Below are 21,236 nucleotides of genomic sequence, written 5' to 3' on the forward strand. Positions count from 1 at the left end.
TTAATCAGTGCGGCTGCCGGGAAACGTGTTCGGCAGCTGCACGATTTGCCGCACTCACCGCTTCTGCCAGCGTTACCCCGCTACTCAGGCGCTGACACAACACGCCGACAAAACAGTCCCCGGCACCGTGGGTGCTTACCAGTGTCACCTTCTGCGCCGCCAGGGTATGCGTCTCTCCCGCCTCGCTGTAAGCCACACCATGTTCACCAGCGGTAACCACCACTCTGGCAAACCGGCTGGCCAGCGATTCTGCCGCTGAGCGCGCCGACGTCAGATCCTGCACGCTAATCCCGCACATATCGCGCGCTTCAATGGCGTTCACCACCAGCAGATCAATACAGTTTTCAAACGCGGCTGACAACGGCCGGGCGGGCGCGGCATTGACGCAGACCGTAATCCCCCGCTGCTGTGCCGCCTGGGCCGCACAGAGGTTCACCGCTTCCGGGACTTCATTTTGCAGCACCAGCAGCGACACCTCCTGCCAGAAGCCAGGCTGTTCAAAGGTCTCCAGCGGGATCTGCTGATTGGCATTGGAGACCACCACCGCACCGTAATCTCCTTCGGCATCGGTAATCGCCACGCTCATCCCGGAGGGAAGCGCATCAATGATGCTGACGGCGGTGCAATCGACCCCGGCCTGCTGCAAATGATCCAGCAGGAATTGTCCCTGCTGATCGCACCCCACTGAACCGGCGAAGCGCACTGCGGCACCTGCGCGTGCCGCTGCGACGGCCTGATTACCCCCCTTGCCACCAAACTTATAGTGACAGGCGCTGCCCATCACCGTTTCGCCTTTTTCCGGGCGATGGTGTGCATCCAGCATAATGTCGTAGTGAAGACTGCCGGTGACTGCAATTTTGCTCATAGCTAGAATTCCCGCAGATCCTGAACCGCATGCTGGGTTTTCATCAGGTTCTTCTCCGCCCGCTTCAGATCTTTCTTGGCGATAGCGACAAACAGCGCATCCAGAATATTGAGCTGGGCGATGCGTGACGCGGCGTTTTCACCCAGCAGATGCGATCCCTGAGAGGTTGAATTGAGGACCACATGCGCACTCTTCGCGATCGGGGATTCGGCGTAGTTGGTAATGGCGATAACTTTCGCGCCATTCCTCCCCGCCAGTCTGACCGGATCGTTCACCGCGCGCGTAGCACCCGAATGGCTGATGGCGATAACCACATCGTCATCAGATAACACGGCGGCTGACATCAGCATGATGTGGGCGTCGTCATAGGCAGTCGACTTAATGCCAATCTTCAGCATCTTGTGTGACAGGTCCCGCGCCACGGCGGCAGAACCGCCCACGGCGTAGAGATCGATATGACGCGCTTTAAAGATAATGTCCGCCGCACGATTGAATTCAGAAACATCCAGAATCGATAAGGTCTCTTCAATCGCCTGGATAGAGGTTCTGAAAACTTTGGCCAGCAACTGCTCCGACGAATCATCCGGCTCAATTTCCGCATGCAGCCCTGCCACTTCAGACTGGTTGTAATAGATCAGGCCACTTCTGAAATGCCTGAAGCCGGTGAAGTTAAGTTTTTTGGTAATCTTAACGATCATCGCTTCAGAGACATTATTCTCCCGCGCAATCTCCTTTAATGAGGATTGCTCGGTAATGTCGGTTCGGGCAATTATCGCCTCAGCTACCCGACGTTCTAACGGCGTCAGCTGGGGCAAACGCATACGAATCTGAGCGCCAATGGCTCGCGGATCTTGCTTCATTACTTGCCTCGGGTCGCCCGGTCAATCAACATCGCTATGATAATAATAAGGCCGGTAGCGAGCAATTGGTAAAAGGCCTGAATGTTCAGTAAGGTCAAGCCATTACGTAACGCACCGAGGATAACCACGCCGATCAGCGTTCCGAAGATACTGCCCTTGCCGCCCATTAACGACGCACCGCCAATGGCCGCCGCCGCAATCGCATCCAGTTCCCACAGGTTGCCGATGGTCGGTTCGGCAGCCCCCAGACGACCAATCAGAATCAGCGAGGCCAGTGAGGCAAGCAGGCCGGAGAAGATATAGACCGTGACCTTGGTGCGCTTAACCGGCACACCTGCGACCCGCGCCGCCTCTTCATTGCCGCCAATCGCCAGAATATATTCCCCCAGCGGGGTCTTATTCATCACCGTCCACAGCAGCAGCGCAATCACCGCCACAATCACAATCGGCGTCGGGATACCGAAAAGCGTACTGTTGATCAGGCTGCGAAATTCCAGCGGAATACCAAAGATGGGATTGCCGCCGGTGTAGATCAGCGCAATCGCCCGGAACAGCGACAGGCCGCCCAGCGTGACAATAAACGGCTGCAGCCCGGCATAGGCGATCAGCGTGCCGCTGAACAGCCCGCACATCGCGCCCACACCCAGCGTCGCGAGGATCGCCAGCGGCACCGGCACGCCCGATGCCATCAGGGTTGCACCCAGCACCGCAGAGAGCGCCGCCGTGGGACCGACCGAGAGGTCAATCCCGCCGGAGATAATCACCAGCGTCATGCCCAGTGCGATCAGGGCGTTGATTGAGGACTGCTGCAGAATATTCAGCAGATTAGGCAGGGTGAAAAAGACCGGCGACAGAAACGAAAATGTCACCACGATAATCAGTAAGCCAATTAAGGTACCGGCATCACGCAGATTAAATTTAAGCCGCAGCGCAGGTCGGGGACCCGGCCCGGTAGATGTCTGAGTTGTCATAGTTATAACCTTAAATAGTGTCAGGTAAGCGGTCAGGCGGTCTGGTCGATATCTTTGATGGCATAACGGGCAATGTTCTCTTCGGTGATCGCGCTGCCGGTTAACTCTTTGGTTATCAGGCCCTCGCGCATCACCAGCACCCGATCGGAGATGCGCATGATCTCGGTCATTTCTGACGACACCACCACAATGGCTTTGCCCGCCTGGGCCAGTTTTTCAATCAGGTGATAGATTTCAGACTTGGCACCAATATCGATACCGCGCGTCGGCTCATCAAACAGAAACACATTGGCATCCGCCGCAACCCAGCGGCCGATGATCACTTTTTGCTGATTGCCGCCGCTCAGCGTGCCGATGGTTTTCTCAATGTCGAGCGGGCGCAGTTTCAGGTCTCCCATGACCCTCAGCGCCTCGCGGTCCAGCCGGGCCTGGTTCATCAGCCCCGCCGACGTGAAGCGGTGCATCGACGGCAGCGCCATATTCATCTTCACCGCCCGCTCTTTGATAATGCCCTCTTTTTTGCGGTCTTCAGGTACCAGGCCAATGCCCGCCTTGATCGCCGCACGCACGTTGTGGTTCTTCACCGCGGCACCGTTGACGCTCACCGTGCCACGGGTGCGCCTGTCGATACCGGCAATCAGCTTCAGCAGTTCGGTGCGCCCCGCGCCGACCAGCCCGGCAATGCCCAGCACTTCGCCCGCACGAACGCTAAAGTTTGCCGCCACCACCTCATTGCCACGCGTCAGATCCTCTACCCGCAGCACTTCGCGATCGGTGACAAACGCCTGATGGTCAAGCTTGTCGATCTTCCGTCCGACCATTTTGGCGACGATGCTCTCCTCATCCTCATCACTGATGTTGACCACCCCAACCTGCTTTCCGTCACGCATAATGGTGGCGCGGTCGCACACCCGGAAAATCTCATTCATCTTGTGCGAGACATAGATCAGCGAGACGCCGGTCGACTTCAGATCGCCAATCAGCTCCGCCAGCCGGTCAAATTCGCGTGGCGTCAGGCTGGAGGTCGGTTCATCCATGGCGATGATTTTGGCGTCATCCAGCAGCGCCCGTGCAATCTCAACAATCTGCTGCTGCGATACCTTGAGGTTCCTGATCGGCGTATCGGGATCGATAGTGGGATCCAGCGTCTTCAGAATCAGGGTAGCCCGCGCCAGCTGGGCCTTTTTATCCACCCACCAGCCTCCGGCGCGGGTCAGCGGGCGACCCAGAAACATGTTCTGCGCCACGGAAAGCTCAGGCACATGCTGTAACTCCTGGTGGATCATCGCGATCCCGGCCTGACGGGCGCTGAGCGGACTGCGGATCTGCACCCGGTTTCCATTGACGCTGATCTCCCCGCTGTCCGCGCCGCGAACGCCGGAGAGGATATTCAGCAGCGTCGACTTACCCGCGCCATTTTCCCCAATCAGCGCGTGCACCTCGCCGGGCCGCACTGAGAAATCGACATCCTGCAGCGCGGCGGCGTTACCGTAACTTTTGCTGATGCCACGCATCATTAAGCGAAACTGTTCCATACCCGCTCCCGCTGACTTATTGTTGAGCCAGCAGCTGACGCAACCGGTTGTTGTCTTTGGTTGAGAACGCCTCGACATTCTCTTTGGTGATCAGCGCCTGGGGTGTCGAAACAACGCGCGACAGTTTCTGTCCATTGATCAGCCGGATAATGACGTCCATCGCCACTTCACCGGTCAGCACCGGGAAACTGTCGACCGTGCCGGTCAGCTCGCCGCGCTTAATCGAGGCGTAGGCATCGGAAATACCGTCAGTGCCAAAGATGGCCACCTGTGATGCTTTGTTCTGCGCGCGTACCGCCTCCACCACGCCCAGCGCCATGGTGTCGTTGTTGGCGTAGAAGCCGATTAAATCAGGATGCTGCTGCAGAATGGTCGATGCGGCGTTAAAGGCCTGCTCGCGACTCCAGTTAGCGGGCACGCTGGCCACGATGGTGAACTTACCGGCGCTGTCCAGCGTCTCTTTAAAGCCACGGGTGCGCTGTCCGGCGGCATAAACCCCTGGCTGCCCTTCAATCACCGCCACTTTGCCGCCCTGCGGATGGTGCTGAATAAACCATTTCGCCACCCGCACGCCATTGTCTTTCTGGACGTTGCCGACGTAGTAGCGCGCATTCGGCATTACCGCATCATTAACGTTCACCACCGGGATATTTTTACTGTTGGCACTCTCCAGTGCAGGCTCCAGGTTGATATCGGTCTGCGGCGAAACCAGCAGGCCGTTAAAGCCCTGCGAGATCAGGGTTTCCGCAATGGAGAGCTGACCAAGCTGATCGTCTTCATTGGCCGCCGCCTGATAAGCGACAGTGAAACCATACTTTTTCGCCGCGTTCTGGTAGCCCTGGCCGAGTGAGCGCCAGTACTCATTGGTCAGGGTTTTCGATACCCCGCCAATCTTCAGCGACTTATCGACTTTTGGCAGTGCGCCATATTTGGTGTCGAGCTGGGTCCAGTCGGTGCGATCCGGTTCAGTATCGGATTGCAGCGGTGCCAGTTCTGCCGCATAAACCGTGCTGCAGAGCAGTGAGGAGGCGATAAGAGCAAGCAGGCGTTTTTTCATTTTTTATTCTCAGGGTGTTGGGTAGAGGTGTGATGTTTTTATGATTAATCGGCTGTCAGCGCGCCAGCATGATGTCATTGACGATCTGCTGAGAGGCCACCGCATCCTGGCGCCCGATGGCCGCCAGTAACGCCGCGTTGTCGTGCAGCTGGTCACACAGCCTCAGCAGACGGGTCACGGTCGCAATATTGCTTTCTGCCTCACGGATCGGGTCAAGACCGCTGGCATCCGGGAAGGTATCGAAGTAGTAGGCACCGCGATAACCATCACGCTGCATCTGCCAGAGAAACTCCAGCGTGGCGCGAGGGTTGACTGAGCCGACCATCAGGCCGTCATCACGCTTGCCCCAGCCGTCGTTAAGGTCCAGCCCCAGCAGCCGTGAGCGGCGCGCCACCATAGCGGCGGCGTAAGCCGGGATCTCATTGGCAAACAGTACATGAGCAAAATCCAGGGTGATCCCCAGGTTGGCGCAGCCCGCCTCTTCCACGGCCAGCAGACAGGTGGTGGCGTTGGGAAAGATGCTGTAGGCGCGTGGCTCATTGGGTTTATATTCGATGCTGACGTCAACGTCCGGTGCATACTCCGCCACTTCACGTACGGCGCTGACCGCATCCTCCCAGATCTTCTTATAGTCCGCCTGGAAGCAGTAATCGAAACCGTCCTGCCCCATCCACAGCGTCATCAGCCGTGAACCAAATTCCCGACCCGCGTCAATGCCGCGCTTGGTCAGCTCAATCGCTTCGCGACGCACTTTCGCGTCGGGATGGGTAAACGCGCCGATTTTGAACTGCGGCGCGTCCCAGCGCATCTGCATACCGTTAACGGCCAGACCCGCATCACTGATCGCCTGGCGCAGTGTGGGAATATCGCTGGTGAGATGTTGCGGAAAGTTGAGGTCGAGATGCGTTAAGCCTTTGACCTTGCCTGCACGGGCAACCATCTGCAGCACAGAGGGCTTGCCCTGCTGATCGGGCCAGTAGAGGTGCGCCCCCGAGGCGAAAGAGTTAAGACGGGTAGCAAATTTCAGTTCCGACATGAGCATCAATCCTTCAGAGTGCGTATTGTGAAGTACTTTTCGTATTCACGATTAATTGTGAAGTCATATATTAATCTACGCCTCGCGGCTTAATGCGCAAGTCTGTCAGGCAGGAGAAATCGTTAAAGCGGGAGCGCTGTCACGAAATGGTTTCGATGCGTTATCAGATGCTGTGAATGCGGAGATGAAAGAATTGAGATGAAATACAACAGGTTGTCGCGCGAAGCCGGGTGTGAGATCTGGCAGGCAGAGGTGTGAAAAAAGCTGAGCGCCAGGGCGGCGCTCAGCGGGTCGGTTTTTTAAAAAACTACTTCAGACGGAAAGCGACAACGCTGTCACCCGCCGTGGTGCCGAGTGAGCCGTGGCCGCCCGCGGCAATTACCACATACTGCTTACCATCTTTGCCCATAAAGGTGGATGGCGTGGCCTGCGCCCCCGCGCTCAGTTCAGTCTGCCACAGCAGTTCGCCGGTGGTGCTGTCGTAAGCACGGAAGAAGTTATCTGCCGTTGCGCCGTGGAACACCAGATCACCCGCCGTCAGCAGCGGTCCACCGTGCGCCACCATTCCCATCGGGAAACCGAGCGGGAAGCGGCCAGGCAGGAAGCTGGTCTTGAGGTTTTTGGTGGTGCCGACGCGGCGCAGCCATTCGGTTTTGCCGGTGGTCAGATCCACACCGACCATCCGTCCCCACGGTGGCGCGATGCAGGGAATACCCAGACCCGACGCCATCTGCTGGATGTGGATAGCGTAGTCACCGTGGAAGTTCTCATTCCAGTACGGCGTACCATCTTTGGTGAAGGTACGCTGGGTTTCGGTTTCCGGCGTGCGTCTGATGAGGTTGTATTTGTAAGCCAGGCGTACCGGTGCCGCAATCAGCATCTGACGCTGTGGATCAACCGCTACTGAACCCCAGTTAAACACCCCGATGTTGCCCGGGAAGATCAGCGAGCCTTTCTCCGTTGGTGGCGTCCACGGGTTACCGTCATAGCGCAGCTCACGGAACGTGGTGCGGCAGGCCATCTGGTCAAACGGCGTAATGCCCCACATTGACTTCTCAGTCAGCGGCTGCGGAATGAAGTTCAGGCTGGAGACCGGCTGGGTCGCCGCATACTGCTCGCCTTTAATACCATCCGTGGAGACCTTAACCTGCTCTACCGGATAAACCGGTTCGCCGGTCAGGCGGTTCAGCACAAACAGGTTGCCGGTTTTGGTCGGCAGGATCACCGCCGGTTGCGGTTTGCCCTGATAGTTGATGTCCACCAGCGACGGCTGTGACGGGTTATCGCGATCCCAGAGGTCGTGGTTTGAACTCTGATAACGCCATTTGAACGCACCAGTTTTCAGATCCAGTGCCACCAGCGCATCACGGAATTTTTCAGTGTTGCTGGCGGGATCGCGTTCAAGTCCCACTTCATCCGGCGAGGCGTTACCAAACGGCACATAGACCAGGCCGTTTTTCAGATCGGCGCTCAGGGTGGCCCAGGCTACCGGGGTATCCTGCGGATAGGTTGCCCCTTCAGCGACCGGTGCGGTGTTATCCGGGTTAGCCGGATCGAAGTTCCACACCAGACGACCGCTGACGGCATCATAGGCACGGATCACACCTGATGGGTTACCGCTGTTGAAGCCGTTATCCATCACCGAACCGCCGACAATCACCAGGTTGCCCGCCACCAGTGGCGCGGCAGTCTGCATCAGCGCGTGCGGACGCACCTCGCCCATGTTGGCGCGCAGATTCACCACACCGTTGTCACCAAAGTCAGCACAGGCTTTACCGGTATCGGCATCCAGCGCCAGCAGGCGGGCATCGGTGGTGGCATTGAAGATACGCTTGCGGCAGATGGCCGGCGATGCGCCCGTCTGCGCCTGCGCCTGCTGACCGGCATCGAAGTAGCTCACGCCACGACAGGTCTGGTGCTGCTGCAGATAAGAGCGGTTTTTATCCGGCGTCGTTTTCCACTTCACCGCACCGGTTTCCGGGTCAAGAGCATGGACTTCGTTGTGCGGCGTACAGAAGTAGAGCATGCCGTTGGCTTTCAGCGGTGTCGCTTCAAAGGTGTATTCGGTCGCATCATCACCCTGACGCAGGTCGCCGGTGTGATAGGTCCAGGCCACTTCAAGATCTTTCACGTTATCTTTAGTGATCTGCTTCAGCGCCGAGAAGCGCTGGCCATCTGTGGTTCCGCCATAGGCGCTCCACTCTTCAGCGGCACCGCCGGTCGCAGAGTCGTTGCGCGGCGTATTAATGGCGCCCTGCTGCGGCAGCGGATCGTAGAAGCAGAGACCGATGACCAGCAGCACCATCAGGACGACGGAACCCCCGAGGAAAGGATGGAAACGACGCTGCCCCTGATAGAGCGGACGCACCACCCACGGCAGCGCCAGCCAGAGACCCAGCACGCCAAACAGGTCGCCGCGCGGGATCCACTGCCATTTGTCGAAGCCCACTTCCCAGATAGTCCAGAACAGAGTGATCCACATCAGCAGCGCATAAAGCGTCAGCGCACTGCGTTTGTTCATCAACAGCAGAATCGCGCTGAGCAGAACGCCCACGCCCATCAGCGCATAGAACGCGCTGCCTCCTGCAAGCAGGAGTTGTCCTCCCATGTAAATCAGGGCGATAGCAAATATCACCATGATTATACTGGTTATTTTATTGATCATGATCCATCCTCGGGTCATTAGCGGCAATTGAAAGGTTAAGCTGGAAACATAAATTCAACGAGATTTTAACTTACGCACGAAATATGTAAAAACGTGTATAAGCGTTAATCATTAGAAATATTTATTATAAATGTCACCTGTTAATGCGGTCAGGCCGCTTTTTTTACTTTCTGAAGGGCTGATTACGGGATATCCATCACAAAAAATTAACCATAGGCTGCTAACGACCGCACCTTTTGTTCAAAGGCGATTAATTAACAGACAAGCCGCCCTTCTGTAACGCCAGCTAAAGTGTGCCCGACGAAAGATTTTCAGAGTCAAATAATCATAATGGTTTATTAACTCTGTTCTGAAATAACTCTTATTGCTGAAATCGGGAATGTTACTGCCCTGCTGCTGTTATTGGCGGCTTCATCAACGCTGGTGCGGTGTCGCTGATGTTTAAAAGTTTTAATTGTGCCAGCCTGAACGCGTTTTTTATTATTTTCCTGAAAAATAACACTCAGGAAATAGATTAATGAAAAAAGGCATTTTGCCGATGAAAACGATTTCAGATATTCCGTAGCATGACGCTTATTTTATCTGTGATATATATCAGCTCTCTTATATTCGTTTATCCGGCCAGCAGGCGGGATTTTTCTGGCAGCAATAAACCAGGCAGGTTAACTATGACCGCACTTCACGCTATTTATCGCAAGTTTCGTTTCCCTTTTAAGTTTCTTAATGCTGCCATTCGCTATCCTGCCGCGCAGGCACGGGTAAAGCGTTATTCCGTTATGTCGATAGAAGAGACTGTCGATCTGTTATTACGTAACCCACAATTATCCCTGGCCCGTTATGGCGACGGTGAACTGGAAATGACCTGGTATAAAAATATCGGTTTTCAGCCATTTGACCCGAATCTCTCTGCACGACTCAAAGCCTTGCTGCAGCAGGATTCAGGAGCCAACCCGAACTGTCTGATCTGTCTGCCGGATGCCTTTCGCACCACCCGTAATATGCGGAGCGGGTCGGCCCTGTTCTGGTTCTTCCATAAATCATTTTATTTTAAATATTATGAGGCTCTGCTGAATAAACAGTACCACTATGGAAATACCTCGGTGACCCGTCCCTATCACGATTATAAAGGCAAGCAATTATCCCGGACGATATTTGATAAATTTAAACAGCTCTATCAGGGCCGCCGGGTATTAATTGTGGAAGGCAGCGGCACGCGTCTGGGTTTAGGCAATGATTTACTGGAGGGAGCCAGCGAAGTGAAACGTATTACGACGCTGAATCGTAATGCCTTTTCCGTCTATGATCGTCTGTTTGATACCGTTTTAAAGAATGCCGTCAACTTTGACCTGGTCTTGATTTCATTAGGACCGACCGCAACCGTGCTGGCATATGATTTAAGTCAGCACGGTATCCGCTGTATTGATAGCGGCCACGTCGATATTGAATATGAGTGGATGCTGGCCAGTGCCACCAGCAAAATAAAAGTGGACGGAAAAAACGTCAATGAGGCGGGCGTACTGCTGAGTGAACAGACGACGGTGGCAGATGCGACTTATCAGCAGCAGATTTTACTACACGTTGGCGAAATACCCCAGGCCGGGACGGCTGATACAGAAGCAGTCACGCAAGCTGTGGTTATCCCGCTGCCACACGTCAGCCCCAACCATCATAACGCCGCCTGAGCCTCACCACCGACAGGCAGCGGCTGCACCGCATTGATGCGCAGGCGAATTATTAGCGGGCTCAGTTAACCCCCTTCGGAGCGGGCTCAGGGGCCCGAATTCTGTGCTTGTCCGCGGTTTGCCGGATAAATGCTCTTTCCGGCATCAATTTTGCTTCTGCTCTCCTGAGACATTTAATCAGGAGAAGTGAGATGACAACCAGCCGTTACCGTTACACCATATTTTCACTGCTGTTCCTGATCGCCCTGATCAACTATATCGATCGCGGCGCCCTGTCGTTTGCGGCCAACGCCATTGCGGCGGAGTATCACTTCAGCAAAGTCCAGCTCGGTGCCGTGCTGGGCTACTTTGGCTTTGGCTATCTGTTTGGTTCGCTGTGTGGCGGCTTTCTTGCCGACCGTATCGGCACGAAAAAAGTCTGGCTGCTGGCAGGCGTACTCTGGTCGCTGCTGGAGATCGCCACCGCCTGGGCGGGGGAACTGGGCATGGCGCTGTTTGGCGGATCCGCCATTATGGGCTTTGCTGCCCTTCGCATCATGTTTGGTTTTTCCGAAGGCCCGGCCTATGCGCTGATGAACAAGGCGATTGCTCACTGGGCACCCGATAATGAGCGCGGCTTTGCGCTGGGCATCGGCCTGCTCTCGACCCAGGTTGGCGCGCTGCTGACCGCCCCGATTGCGGTGGGCCTGCTGCTGCTGACCCATGACTGGCGCATGATGTTTATCCTGCTCGGTGTTTTCTCCCTGCTGGCGATGGCGCTGTTTGCCCGCACCTTCAGCGACAGCCCGGAGAAAAGTCCACATACCAACGCCGCAGAACGTCAGCTTATCCAGACCGGCCAGCGCCGCAGCGCTGGCGACAGCGTACCACTGCCCTGGTGGCGCTTCTTTACCAGCCGCACCCTGGTCTGCAACGCGCTGGGCTACTTCTCATTCCTCTACATCACCTTTACCCTGGTGACCTGGATGCCGAAATATCTGCAGGATAATTTCCATTACGACCTGCACTCACTGTGGTACGTCGCGATGATCCCGTGGAGCGGCGCCTGTATTACGGTGCTGCTGGGCGGTCGCATTGCCGATGCCCTGCTGGCTCGCTTCCGTAATCTGCGTCTGGCGCGCAATCTGTTTGCCGCCGTCACGCTGTGCGGCACCGCCTGCTGCTTTATGGCGATCCCCTATGTGCAGTCGGCTGCCGGGATTATTGCACTGATGACCCTGGGCAATGCGCTGAATGCACTGGTAAACAATGTCTACTGGTCGGTGGTGATTGATGTCACCCCTAAAGCGTCGGTGGGTACCTATAGTGGCATGACGCTGGCGATAGCCAATCTGGCAGCGATTATCTCTCCGATGCTCTGCGGCTGGCTGGCGGAATATTACGGCTATAACGCGATGTTTACCGTCACCGCACTGATCGCCTTTGGCAGTATGCTGGCAATGACACTACTGCAACCGGAGAAGCCGCTGGTGGCCGAGGCGCAGACCGGCGCAGCGGACGTTTCTGCCGCCTGATCTTAAAAGAGGATTTCCTGACACGCGGGTGATCACACACCCGCGAAGAGTGACACTCCCTGAAAGGCAGCCGCTCAGGCGGCCTGACCTTGTTATTGGGCGGGATAAATTGACTGTTCGGGGATGCCCCGACGATCCCAGCGGCTGGCGATCAGCCATAACAGTGCCGTCGCAAACCATCCGATGATCCAAGAGACATCATTACCGGCAAAAATCCAGGTCAGCGATCCATGGTGCAGCGGATTATCGATAAACGGCAGTTGCACCAGCACGCCCAGAAAATAGACGGTAATACCGGCCAGGTTCCAGCGTCCATAGCGCCCGTCCGGCTGCGACAGTGCCGGGACATCAACCCTGCCCCTGGTGATCAGATAGAAATCGGTCAGGCTGATCGCGCTCCACGGCACAAAGAAAGCCAGCAGAAACAGCAGGAAGTGGGTGAAGGATTTCAGAAAGGCCGGTTCACTGAGCAGAGCAATGACGCAGGCCAGCGTAACCATAAGCACCACAAACAGGATGCGCCCGCCCCGACTCAGCGTGGTTTGCTGACGAAAGCCAGAGACAATGGTGGTCAGTGACATAAAACTGCCGTAGGCGTTCAGCGTGGTAAACGTGATTTTTCCAAAGCAAATGGCGAAATAAATCACCATGGCCATGGTCGCCGTGCTACCCATGCTCACGATGTAACCGACCTCATTGCCTGCAAATGCACTTCCGGCAATGGCAGCGACAATCACTCCCAGCGTCATTGAAGCCTGCGTGCCAAGTACGGTGCCAAAAAAGACTGAACTGAAGAGTTTCTTTGCAGAGACATCAGCTGGCAGATAGCGTGAATAGTCAGAAACATAAGGACAGAAGGCAATTTGCCAGGATGAAGACAGGGAGACCGCCAGCAGGAAATTTGCCAGGGTAAAGTGCTGATTCTGCCACACGGCTGATAGGTCATGTGCAGAGAACAGCGTGATAAACAGATAAGCAAAGGCTAAAACGCCAATGACGCTCGCCAGCTTGCCCAGTTGATGAATCACGCGATAGCCCAGCACCGCAATGATCACGATGAGGATGCTGAACAGGATCATCCCGGTTGAATGACTGACATGGATAAGTTTAGCCAGCGCCTGCCCGGCTAATACTGTCCCGCTGGCTGAAAATCCCACATACATAATGCACACCAGCACCAGAGGAATAACAGCACCAAACACGCCAAACTGCATACGGCTGGTGATCATCTGCGGTAAACCCAGGCGCGGACCCTGGATCGCATGCAAAGACATGATCGCTGCACCCAGAATCTGCCCCACCAGTAAGCCGATAAGAGACCACACGACGTCTCCACCCAGCACCACGGCCAGCGCACCCGTGACAATAGCCGTGATTTGCAGATTGCCACCAAACCAGAGCGTAAACTGGTTAAAGGGATGACCATGACGTTCACCCAACGGGATGTAATCAATGGAGCGGGTTTCTGACAGGCCCTGTTTCTCTGAGCCTGAATAATCTGATACAGATGATTTGACCGACATAGATTCCTCGCTGGAACAGTGAGAGACGTGTTGACTGAAAGCGTGATTTGCCCAATCCAGGGTTGAGAGTACATGTCTATACAAGCAGCGATATTGTCATGCGCATCGGGAAGTTACAAGGCAACCGGTCATTGGAAAATGTGATGATATCGACAGGCCTGTCATGATGGGGCAGGAAAGGATGAGGGAGCGCGGGGACCTGTTTCCGGGGGATAACGCCCTTATGGCGGGGCGTAAAACGGGAGTAAGGTATTTTGGTCGATCACCGCTACAGGCGACAGCGATGATCGGGTAACACGTACGATGTCAGGCCTGTCAGTTTCAGAGTGTGCGGAAGAGGAAAAACCCTGACGGTTACCCTTCAGCAACCACCCGCTGACGATGACAGTCGGCCGGTTCCAGTTTTTGCCCCTGTGAAGAGATAACCTCCAGGCGCGGCAGCGGCTTTCCTTCCGCATTATCCAGCAGCACGGAGTGGGTTTCGCCCTTCTCAAACAGGTAACGCTCGCCCCACTGGCGCATCGCGACCACAACCGGAAACAGCGAACGGCCTCTTTCGGTCAGGACATATTCGCTGTAGGCGCTGCCGTCGGAGGCCGGCGCAACCTCAAACACCCCTATCTCCACCAGCTGCTTCAGGCGTGACGCCAGGATATTTTTCGCCAGCCCCAAATTCCGCTGGAAGTCACTGAATCTGCGGACGTCATCAAAGGCTTCACGCACGATCATCATGCACCAGCGCTCACCTATCGACTCCAGGGTTCTGGCGACCGGACACTCGCTGGTTCTCAGGGATTCCTGCTTAGCCATGCTCTTCTCTCACGCTGCCTGTCTCATGATGCCAGTTTAGCCACTCCGAAAAGAAGTTGCAAAAAAAAACCAGCCCGGTTAAAGATATCGCCAATCCAGTTTCAAATAAAAACCAGAAAGGAAAGCAACATGACCTGTACGATTGGCAAGGCGCGTGATCCTGAAGCCGATTCGCCCCCAGCCGCGATCCCGGTGCTCTCGTCCCGGATGATCTTTTTGTTCTCACTCACCTCTGCGCTGGCGGTCGCCAATGTTTACTCGGCACAGCCTCTTCTGGAGTCGATCGCCGCCAGCCTGCAGGTTTCCCCTGGTACCATTGGCACAGTGGTAACGGCCACGCAGAGCGGCTACGCTCTGGGGCTGATCTTTCTGGTGCCGCTGGGCGACTGCGTGAACCGCAAAAAACTGGTGATCATCCAGTTGCTGCTTTCCGTGCTGGCGTTAATCACTGCTGCGGTTGCGCCAGACCTGATGACGCTGCTCTGCGCAATGCTGCTGGTGGGATTAATGGCGGTGGTCACGCAGCTAATGGTGGCGTGGGCCGCCATGCTGGCATCGCCAGAACAGCGCGGACAGGTGGTGGGCAGCGTGACCAGCGGCATCGTGATCGGCATCCTGCTGGCGCGGTTTGTTTCCGGAATGATTGCTGACCTGGCGGGCTGGCGGGCGGTCTATCTGACGGCTGCCTGCCTGTTACTCCTGATCTCGCTCATCCTGGCGAAAGTGCTGCCCGCCACAGCAGGTCAGACGCGGCGCACATCTTATCCTCACCTCTTACTGTCCGTTTTCCGTCTCTTCCTCACGGAACCGCAGCTGCGCAGACGCGGGATCCTGGCGCTGCTGATTTTTGCGGCCTTCAGTATGCTCTGGTCTTCGATGGTACTGCCACTTACCGGCCTGTCACTGTCACACACCCAGATCGGGATGTTCGGCCTGGCCGGACTTGCCGGTGCGCTGGCGGCCTCCAGAGCAGGTACATGGGCTGACCTGGGCCTGGGGCAGCGTGCCACTGGCTTAGCCCTGGCGTTGCTGACCTTCTCCTGGCTGCCGATAGCCGCGCTTCACACCTCGTTACTGTTGCTGATTTTCGGGGTGATCCTGCTCGATTTCGCCGTCCAGACGGTACATGTGATTAATCAGAGCCTGATCGTGGCCGCCCGACCCGAGGCGGCAAGTCGTCTGGTGGGTGCCTATATGTGCTTTTACTCGCTGGGCAGTGCGCTGGGGGCCATCGCCGCCACTCAGCTTTATACACACTGGGGATGGCAGGCTGTCTGCTATGCCGGTGCAGCGGTCAGTGCCTCTGCCTTTCTCTGCTGGTCCGGAGTTCGTCACTCATGAAATTAACGCATCTGCTGCTCGCCGTCATGATCACCGCCATCTGGGGGGTTAACTTTTCCGTTATCAAGCTCGGCCTGCAGGCGGTCGACCCGTTTATCCTGGCAGCTATCCGCTTTACGCTCTGCGCCCTGCCAGCGCTGTTCTTTATTAAAAAACCGGACGTGCCGTGGCGCTACCTGATCAGCTATGGCCTGGTCTTCGGGATTGGCCTGTGGGGTCTGGTAAATCTGGGAATTAAAACCGGACTGTCGGCGGGCATCGCCTCGCTGCTGCTGCAGTTCAGCGCCTTCTTCACGCTGCTGCTCGGTGGCTGGGTATTTAAAGAGCGTCTTAACCGCTATCAGATCGCCGGGTGTGCGCTGGCCTGCGCCGGTCTGCTGAGCATTTTTTTCATTACCGATGGCTCAGTGACGTTTTCCGGCATGCTGCTGGTGCTGGCAGGCGCGGTCGCATGGAGTATTGCGAATATCATCAATAAAAAAGCGGGCACCCGGCAGGTTTTTGCTTTTCTGGTCTGGTCGAGCGCCTTTGCACCCATTCCACTCTTCCTGCTGGACGGGCTGGTCAATGGCGGCGCGGGCTATCACGCACTCTTCACCCAACTGGATGTGAAGGCGGTGTTGTCGATACTGTTTCAGGTCTATCCCAATACCCTGCTGGGCTACTGGGTGTGGAACTGGCTGCTGAAACACTATCCGGTTTCTACGGTCGCGCCACTGTCGCTGCTGGTACCGGTGTTCGGCATCCTGGGTTCAGTGGCGATATTTGGCGAAACGGTTTCACCTCAGAAAATCGCCGCGCTGCTGCTGATCGTCGCCGGACTGGCTGTCGGGCTCTATGGCCAGCGGGTTGTGCGCTATTTCGGCGTACAAAACGGCTGACGGCGCCGTGGGGTTATGCACCGTGCCGCTGGCAGAACGCTTCGATGTCACCGTGCTGAAAATCGGGCAGATTCGCCAGCAGTTTCTCCAGCGGCCAGTTCCACCAGGCAATGCGCTGGAGACGTGCGGCGATAGCCGGTGTAAAGCGCACCCGCAGTGGCCTGGCCGGAACACCGCCCACTACGCTGTAGGGCGCGACGTTTTTCGTCACGACTGCACCCGCAGCCAGCACCGCACCATCACCAATGGTGACGCCAGGCAGCACAATTACGCCGTGACCTATCCACACATCGTGACCGATTATCACCCGATCGGCGCGACGGGCGGAAAAGAAACCCTGATCGCGTCGGGCGTCGGGGTGGTAATACTCCGGGCAGTAGGTAAAGCGATGCTGGGAGGCGCGGTCCATAGGATGATTCGGCGCGCCAATGCGCACCTGATTAGCAATGGCGCAGAAGCGCCCCACCTGGGTATCGGCCAGGCAGCAGTGTTCGCCGACATAGGAGAAGTCACCCAGTTCGCTATACTCCAGCGTGCTGTGCGCCAGGATCTCACACTGCTGACCCACAGTGGTTTCGCGCATCTTCACACTTTCATCAATCCAGGTGTGCGCTAATCGGACGGGCATAACGGCGGCAATGGACATAAAACTCCCGGTCTGGATAAGCAGCGCCCCGGCGGCGTGCTTTGCCGCACCACCTTACCCGCCTCCGATGACAGAGAATTGACAAAGAAAAAAGGCGGAGTGGTTAGCTCCGCCTTGTTTCAAGTTCCGGTTAACCTGCGTGACCGGTCAGTTGCATAAGGGCAACGATGATCTGCAAGATGACCCGGATAAGATCCAGAATCAGCTTAGTCAGTTCCATCACTTTCCTTCTCCTTTTACAGGAGCGCGCTGTTCGGCAACCAGGGCTTTGACTCTACCCGCCGGGCGCCTAAGCACATCTTTGTGGAGAGAGCTGAGCGGCACTCATGGTTAAAGCCACAGGCCAGCACCACCTGATGCCTGCCGGGATTTTAAAACCGTGCCCCTGGGAGCGGCCAGTCGACAATGAGGCGATGCTCAACACTCAACACCTGTATAAACATACAGCATTTTGGCGAAACTTGAAATCCTTAGCCGCACATTTTACAATCTTGTTTGTGGAGAGTGCTGAGCACCTCGTTCGCAGCGCGGTTACCAGCCGGGTAGCGAACAAAAAATAAAGGATTTGGCGAAATGCCAAATCCTTTTTTTATGCCTGCTTTCTGCTTAAAAAAGCAGCGCAATGCTTACTTCGCGGCGCTGATTCGCCACACGGTATTACCCGCATCGTCAGCAATCAGGACACCGCCCTGTTTGTCGCTGGCCAGGCCGACCGGTAATCCACGCACCTGCTTTTCGTCGTCCGTCAGGAAGCCCGAGACCACCGTCTGCGGCTGACCCACCGGCTTGCCGTTTTCAAATTTCACCCACACCACTTTGTAGCCATTCAGCGGCGTACGGTTCCAGCTGCCATGTTCACTGATAAACGCACCGCCCTGGTATTGCGGCATGTTATCTGCGCCGTAGAACAGCAGCCCCAGCGGAGCGACATGCGAACTCAGGGCATAATCAGGCTTAATCGCCTTCTCAACCAGATCGGGACGCTGCGGTTCGGCACGGGTATCCACATGCTGACCAAAGTAGCTGTAGGGCCAGCCATAGAAGCCTTTGTCCTGCACTGAGGTCATGTAGTCAGGCACCAGATCGGAGCCGATTTCATCACGTTCGTTGACGATGGCCCACAGTTTTCCGCTCTGCGGTTCCCACTGTAAGCCGGTCGGATTGCGCAATCCGCTGGCGTAGATCCGGCTCGCACCGCTGGCCGCGTCCACTTCCAGCACCGCGGCACGCCGATACTCTGCGCCAATGCCGTTCTCGGTGACGTTACTGTTGGAGCCGACACCCACATAGAGCTTGCTGCCATCGGGGCTGGCCAACAGCGCTTTGGTCCAGTGGTGGTTAATCGGCCCACCCGGCAGTTCCGTCACCTCTTCAGGCGCGGTGCGGATCTCCGTCTCCCCTTCGCGATAGGGGAACTTCACCAGGCTGTCAGCATTCGCGACGTAAAGGGTATTGCCAATCAGCTGCATACCAAACGGCGAGTGCAGATTCTCAATAAAGCGGTGCTGCTCCCATTTGCCATTGACGTTGCGCAGCAGCGTAATCCGGTTGCCGCCAGCGCCGCCCTTACCTGACGCTTTCTGCACAATGCCCATAATCAGCTGTTTAGGCCGGGTGGTGGGTTTGGCCGGGCCGTTGGATTCCGCCACCAGCACATCGTTATTCGGCAGCACATAAACCTGACGCGGATGCTGCAGATTGTCAGCGATCTTTTCGATTTTCAGCCCGTCAGCCACTTTTGGCATTTCGCCCGCTTTCCACGGCGTGCCTTCCGGCACCTGCATCGGCGGCATAAAGAAGTTCTGTGCCTGCGGCAGTTCGGGATTCGGTCCGATCTGCTTTTGGGGATCGACAAGCGCACCATCATCACAGCCTGCCAGCAGTGCTGTCAGGGTAAGCGCGAGCAACGTTTTATGCGGTATCTTCATGGTGGCTCCTCCTTAAGCGCTACGCTGACGTAACGCAAGTTGCACATTCGCCAGCAGCAGCAGCGCTACCACCAGCGTCGAAAGCGTCACGCCCAGCGGGATGACAGCGGCGGCATCACGGCTGTGAATAAACGCATTGACGATAGCGATCACAATCGCCACCAGCCAGAGCCAGAAATGACTCTTTTCCGCACTGTCACTGCCGCGGAACAGATAAACCAGCGCGATGAGTCGCGGCACAATCGCCAGTATCAGTCCCAGCGCAATCAGCCAGCCTGCGGCATCCGTCCAGAACAGCACAAAGGTCTGGCTATAGAGAATATCGAACAGCCAGGCCGCGACAAAAAAGCCCAGCGGCACCGGCTCCAGCAGAGCGTACAGCGTCACGGCAAAGGCCGATCTTCCCAGGGTATTGCGCATGTTTCTCTCCATTTTTAACGTGAATGCGGACCGCGTCAGACGTCGCGCTGCTCAGAGCAACTGACTCCGCGCCTGTAAAAGATTAGTAAATCTGAAGAGAAACAGAGGGTTTATTCAGGAGGAATTGCAAATCAGGCGGATGACGTCCCTGTCATCGCCGGTCAGTCAGGGTTTATCAGCGGGTAAAGTGACCCAGTATCCTGGCTGATAAGGCAGCGGCAGGAACTTCTCGTGGAACGTGCGGAAGGTGGCGTCCGGATCCAGATCGGCAAACAGATCGGGATGCAGCCATTTCGCCAGCGCCTGGATAGCCACAAACTGGTAAGGGCTGTCGTAGAACTGATGCCAGATGGCGTGGACATTGCCGTTGTGCGCCACCGGCAGGGTTTTAAAAGCATCGCGCATCATCAGCCCCTTAAGACGCGCGGTAGCCTCGGTGACATTGGCACCCGGACCGACGCCGACCCATTTGCCCACGGTGTTGTAATTCTTCCAGTTAGCGCCGGTCACCACCACCACATCCGGCTGGCTGGCGATAATCTGTTCCGGGTTAACGGTGCCGAAGGTGCCAGGGATCAGATCTTTAGCGATGTTACGACCGCCCGCAATCTCAACCATCTGACCAAAGTTTTCATTGCCAAACGACATGCAGCACTCGTCGCTGTAGCCGCCTGCACGGTCAATCATCACTTTCGGGCGGTAGCCGGTAAAGTTCTTCAGACGCGAGGTGACAAGATCAATCTGCTGCTGGCGGAAGGTGATAATTTCCTGGGCACGCGCCGGTTTGTTCACCAGTTCGCCCATGATGCGGATACTTTTCTCCGCATTCACCATCGGCGCTTCGCGGAAATCGATAAACACCACCGGCACGCCTACTGCCTGCAGTTTTTCAATCAGCTTGCCTTCATCGGTGGCGGCTTTGGATTCCAGATTCATCAGCACCAGATCGGGCTTCAGGGTTAACGCCTGCTCGACATTGAAAGTGCCATCTTTCGCCCCGCCAAAGGTCGGTAATTTTTTAATTTCCGGATAGCGTTTTTCGTAAGCCTGATAACCGTCCCAGTCCGCTTTCGGGAAGTCGTCACGCCAGCCAATCACCCGTTTAAATGGGGCATCAGTATCAAATGCCGCCAGCAGATACATCTGACGGCCCTCACCCAGAATGATGCGTTTTGCCTCCTGCGGCACCTCGACCTGACGGCCTGCGACATCGGTAATCAATTTGGCCGAAGCCGTCCCTGCCAGCGTGAGCAGCCCCAGCGCTAAAAACCATTTTTTCATTGTAAAAACCCGCACAAATGATAATGAGAATTATTAATGTAAAGCGGCGTTACTATCACCTAAAACAGTGGTCAGGGGAAGTCATCCGGTTAAATGTTTTTGCTGCGGGGTTAACTGGCGGAGTTCCGCTCAAAGAGATCCCTTGAGAGGAAAAAGCGCAGCGTGTCGCTGCTCACAAAACGGTCAGCTTTCGTGAATATGTTCACAACACCCTGGGCAGT

The 21,236-nt window shown here is 56.2% G+C and carries 17 protein-coding genes; 4 read left to right on the forward strand and 13 right to left on the reverse strand.

Going from position 1 to position 21,236, the window contains the following annotated elements; genetic code table 11:
• Nucleotides 1–4 precede the first annotated feature (4 nt).
• From NR201_RS01045 to NR201_RS01075, 7 genes are all read right to left on the reverse strand, one after another.
• Nucleotides 5–865 carry a PfkB family carbohydrate kinase gene (locus NR201_RS01045; protein ID WP_256849272.1) on the reverse strand — a complete coding sequence of 287 codons (861 nt, stop codon included), beginning with the start codon at nt 863–865 and terminating at the stop codon, nt 5–7.
• A gap of 2 nt (nt 866–867) precedes the next feature.
• Nucleotides 868–1,725 (reverse strand): MurR/RpiR family transcriptional regulator, encoded by an 858-nt coding sequence (locus tag NR201_RS01050; protein WP_010244943.1) that lies wholly within the window; start codon nt 1,723–1,725, stop codon nt 868–870.
• Nucleotides 1,725–2,696 (reverse strand): ABC transporter permease, encoded by a 972-nt coding sequence (locus NR201_RS01055; RefSeq protein ID WP_033787872.1) that lies wholly within the window; start codon nt 2,694–2,696, stop codon nt 1,725–1,727. Before NR201_RS01055 ends, NR201_RS01050 begins: the two co-directional genes overlap by 1 nt.
• A 32-nt stretch (nt 2,697–2,728) precedes the next feature.
• Entirely contained in the window at nt 2,729–4,231 is a 1,503-nt protein-coding gene (locus NR201_RS01060) for a sugar ABC transporter ATP-binding protein (RefSeq protein WP_256849273.1), read from the reverse strand.
• 16 nt (nt 4,232–4,247) lie between these two features.
• Nucleotides 4,248–5,288 carry a substrate-binding domain-containing protein gene (locus NR201_RS01065; protein WP_031592324.1) on the reverse strand — a complete coding sequence of 347 codons (1,041 nt, stop codon included), beginning with the start codon at nt 5,286–5,288 and terminating at the stop codon, nt 4,248–4,250.
• A 55-nt stretch (nt 5,289–5,343) separates the two neighbouring features.
• Nucleotides 5,344–6,324: a TIM barrel protein gene (locus tag NR201_RS01070; protein WP_022625661.1), complete on the reverse strand. Its 981-nt coding sequence runs from the start codon at nt 6,322–6,324 to the stop codon at nt 5,344–5,346.
• A gap of 307 nt (nt 6,325–6,631) precedes the next feature.
• Nucleotides 6,632–8,989: a membrane-bound PQQ-dependent dehydrogenase, glucose/quinate/shikimate family gene (locus NR201_RS01075; RefSeq protein ID WP_256849274.1), complete on the reverse strand. Its 2,358-nt coding sequence runs from the start codon at nt 8,987–8,989 to the stop codon at nt 6,632–6,634.
• 668 nt (nt 8,990–9,657) lie between these two features.
• Here NR201_RS01075 and NR201_RS01080 point away from each other — a divergent pair.
• A complete protein-coding gene (locus tag NR201_RS01080; RefSeq protein ID WP_256849369.1) occupies nt 9,658–10,671 on the forward strand; it encodes a GT-D fold domain-containing glycosyltransferase in 1,014 nt (337 codons plus the stop codon).
• Nucleotides 10,672–10,862: 191 nt separating this feature from the next.
• Nucleotides 10,863–12,185, forward strand: coding sequence for an MFS transporter (locus NR201_RS01085; RefSeq protein WP_010670137.1), 1,323 nt, complete (start codon nt 10,863–10,865; stop codon nt 12,183–12,185).
• Nucleotides 12,186–12,277: 92 nt separating this feature from the next.
• On the opposite strand, the gene NR201_RS01090 is transcribed toward NR201_RS01085, so the two are convergent.
• Nucleotides 12,278–13,708: a cytosine permease gene (locus NR201_RS01090; protein ID WP_256849275.1), complete on the reverse strand. Its 1,431-nt coding sequence runs from the start codon at nt 13,706–13,708 to the stop codon at nt 12,278–12,280.
• A 354-nt stretch (nt 13,709–14,062) separates the two neighbouring features.
• Nucleotides 14,063–14,518: a helix-turn-helix domain-containing protein gene (locus NR201_RS01095; protein ID WP_010244971.1), complete on the reverse strand. Its 456-nt coding sequence runs from the start codon at nt 14,516–14,518 to the stop codon at nt 14,063–14,065.
• Nucleotides 14,519–14,647: 129 nt separating this feature from the next.
• Here NR201_RS01095 and NR201_RS01100 point away from each other — a divergent pair, with 129 nt between their 5' ends.
• Both NR201_RS01100 and NR201_RS01105 read left to right on the forward strand, forming a co-directional pair.
• The gene (locus tag NR201_RS01100; RefSeq protein ID WP_256849276.1) at nt 14,648–15,859 is read left to right on the forward strand and encodes an MFS transporter; all 1,212 of its coding nucleotides are present in this window, start codon (nt 14,648–14,650) and stop codon (nt 15,857–15,859) included.
• Nucleotides 15,856–16,740 carry an EamA family transporter gene (locus NR201_RS01105; protein WP_089414192.1) on the forward strand — a complete coding sequence of 295 codons (885 nt, stop codon included), beginning with the start codon at nt 15,856–15,858 and terminating at the stop codon, nt 16,738–16,740. Before NR201_RS01100 ends, NR201_RS01105 begins: the two co-directional genes overlap by 4 nt.
• A 13-nt stretch (nt 16,741–16,753) precedes the next feature.
• Here NR201_RS01105 and NR201_RS01110 read toward each other — a convergent pair whose 3' ends face one another.
• The 4 genes from NR201_RS01110 to NR201_RS01125 all read right to left on the reverse strand — a co-directional run bounded on the left by NR201_RS01110 (nt 16,754) and on the right by NR201_RS01125 (nt 21,015).
• Nucleotides 16,754–17,386, reverse strand: a complete 633-nt coding sequence (locus NR201_RS01110) for a DapH/DapD/GlmU-related protein (protein WP_256849277.1) — start codon at nt 17,384–17,386, stop codon at nt 16,754–16,756.
• Between the two features lie 626 nt (nt 17,387–18,012).
• On the reverse strand, nt 18,013–19,314 hold the full coding sequence (locus tag NR201_RS01115) for a sorbosone dehydrogenase family protein (RefSeq protein ID WP_010670132.1): 1,302 nt from the start codon (nt 19,312–19,314) through the stop codon (nt 18,013–18,015).
• 12 nt (nt 19,315–19,326) lie between these two features.
• On the reverse strand, nt 19,327–19,734 hold the full coding sequence (locus tag NR201_RS01120; protein ID WP_010244987.1) for a hypothetical protein: 408 nt from the start codon (nt 19,732–19,734) through the stop codon (nt 19,327–19,329).
• Nucleotides 19,735–19,899: 165 nt separating this feature from the next.
• A complete protein-coding gene (locus NR201_RS01125; RefSeq protein WP_010670131.1) occupies nt 19,900–21,015 on the reverse strand; it encodes an ABC transporter substrate-binding protein in 1,116 nt (371 codons plus the stop codon).
• Between the last annotated feature and the right edge of the window lie 221 nt (nt 21,016–21,236).

Origin of the sequence: Pantoea sp. Fr-CA_6 (assembly GCF_024520895.1) — a bacterium.
GTDB classification, from domain to species: domain Bacteria; phylum Pseudomonadota; class Gammaproteobacteria; order Enterobacterales; family Enterobacteriaceae; genus Pantoea; species Pantoea agglomerans.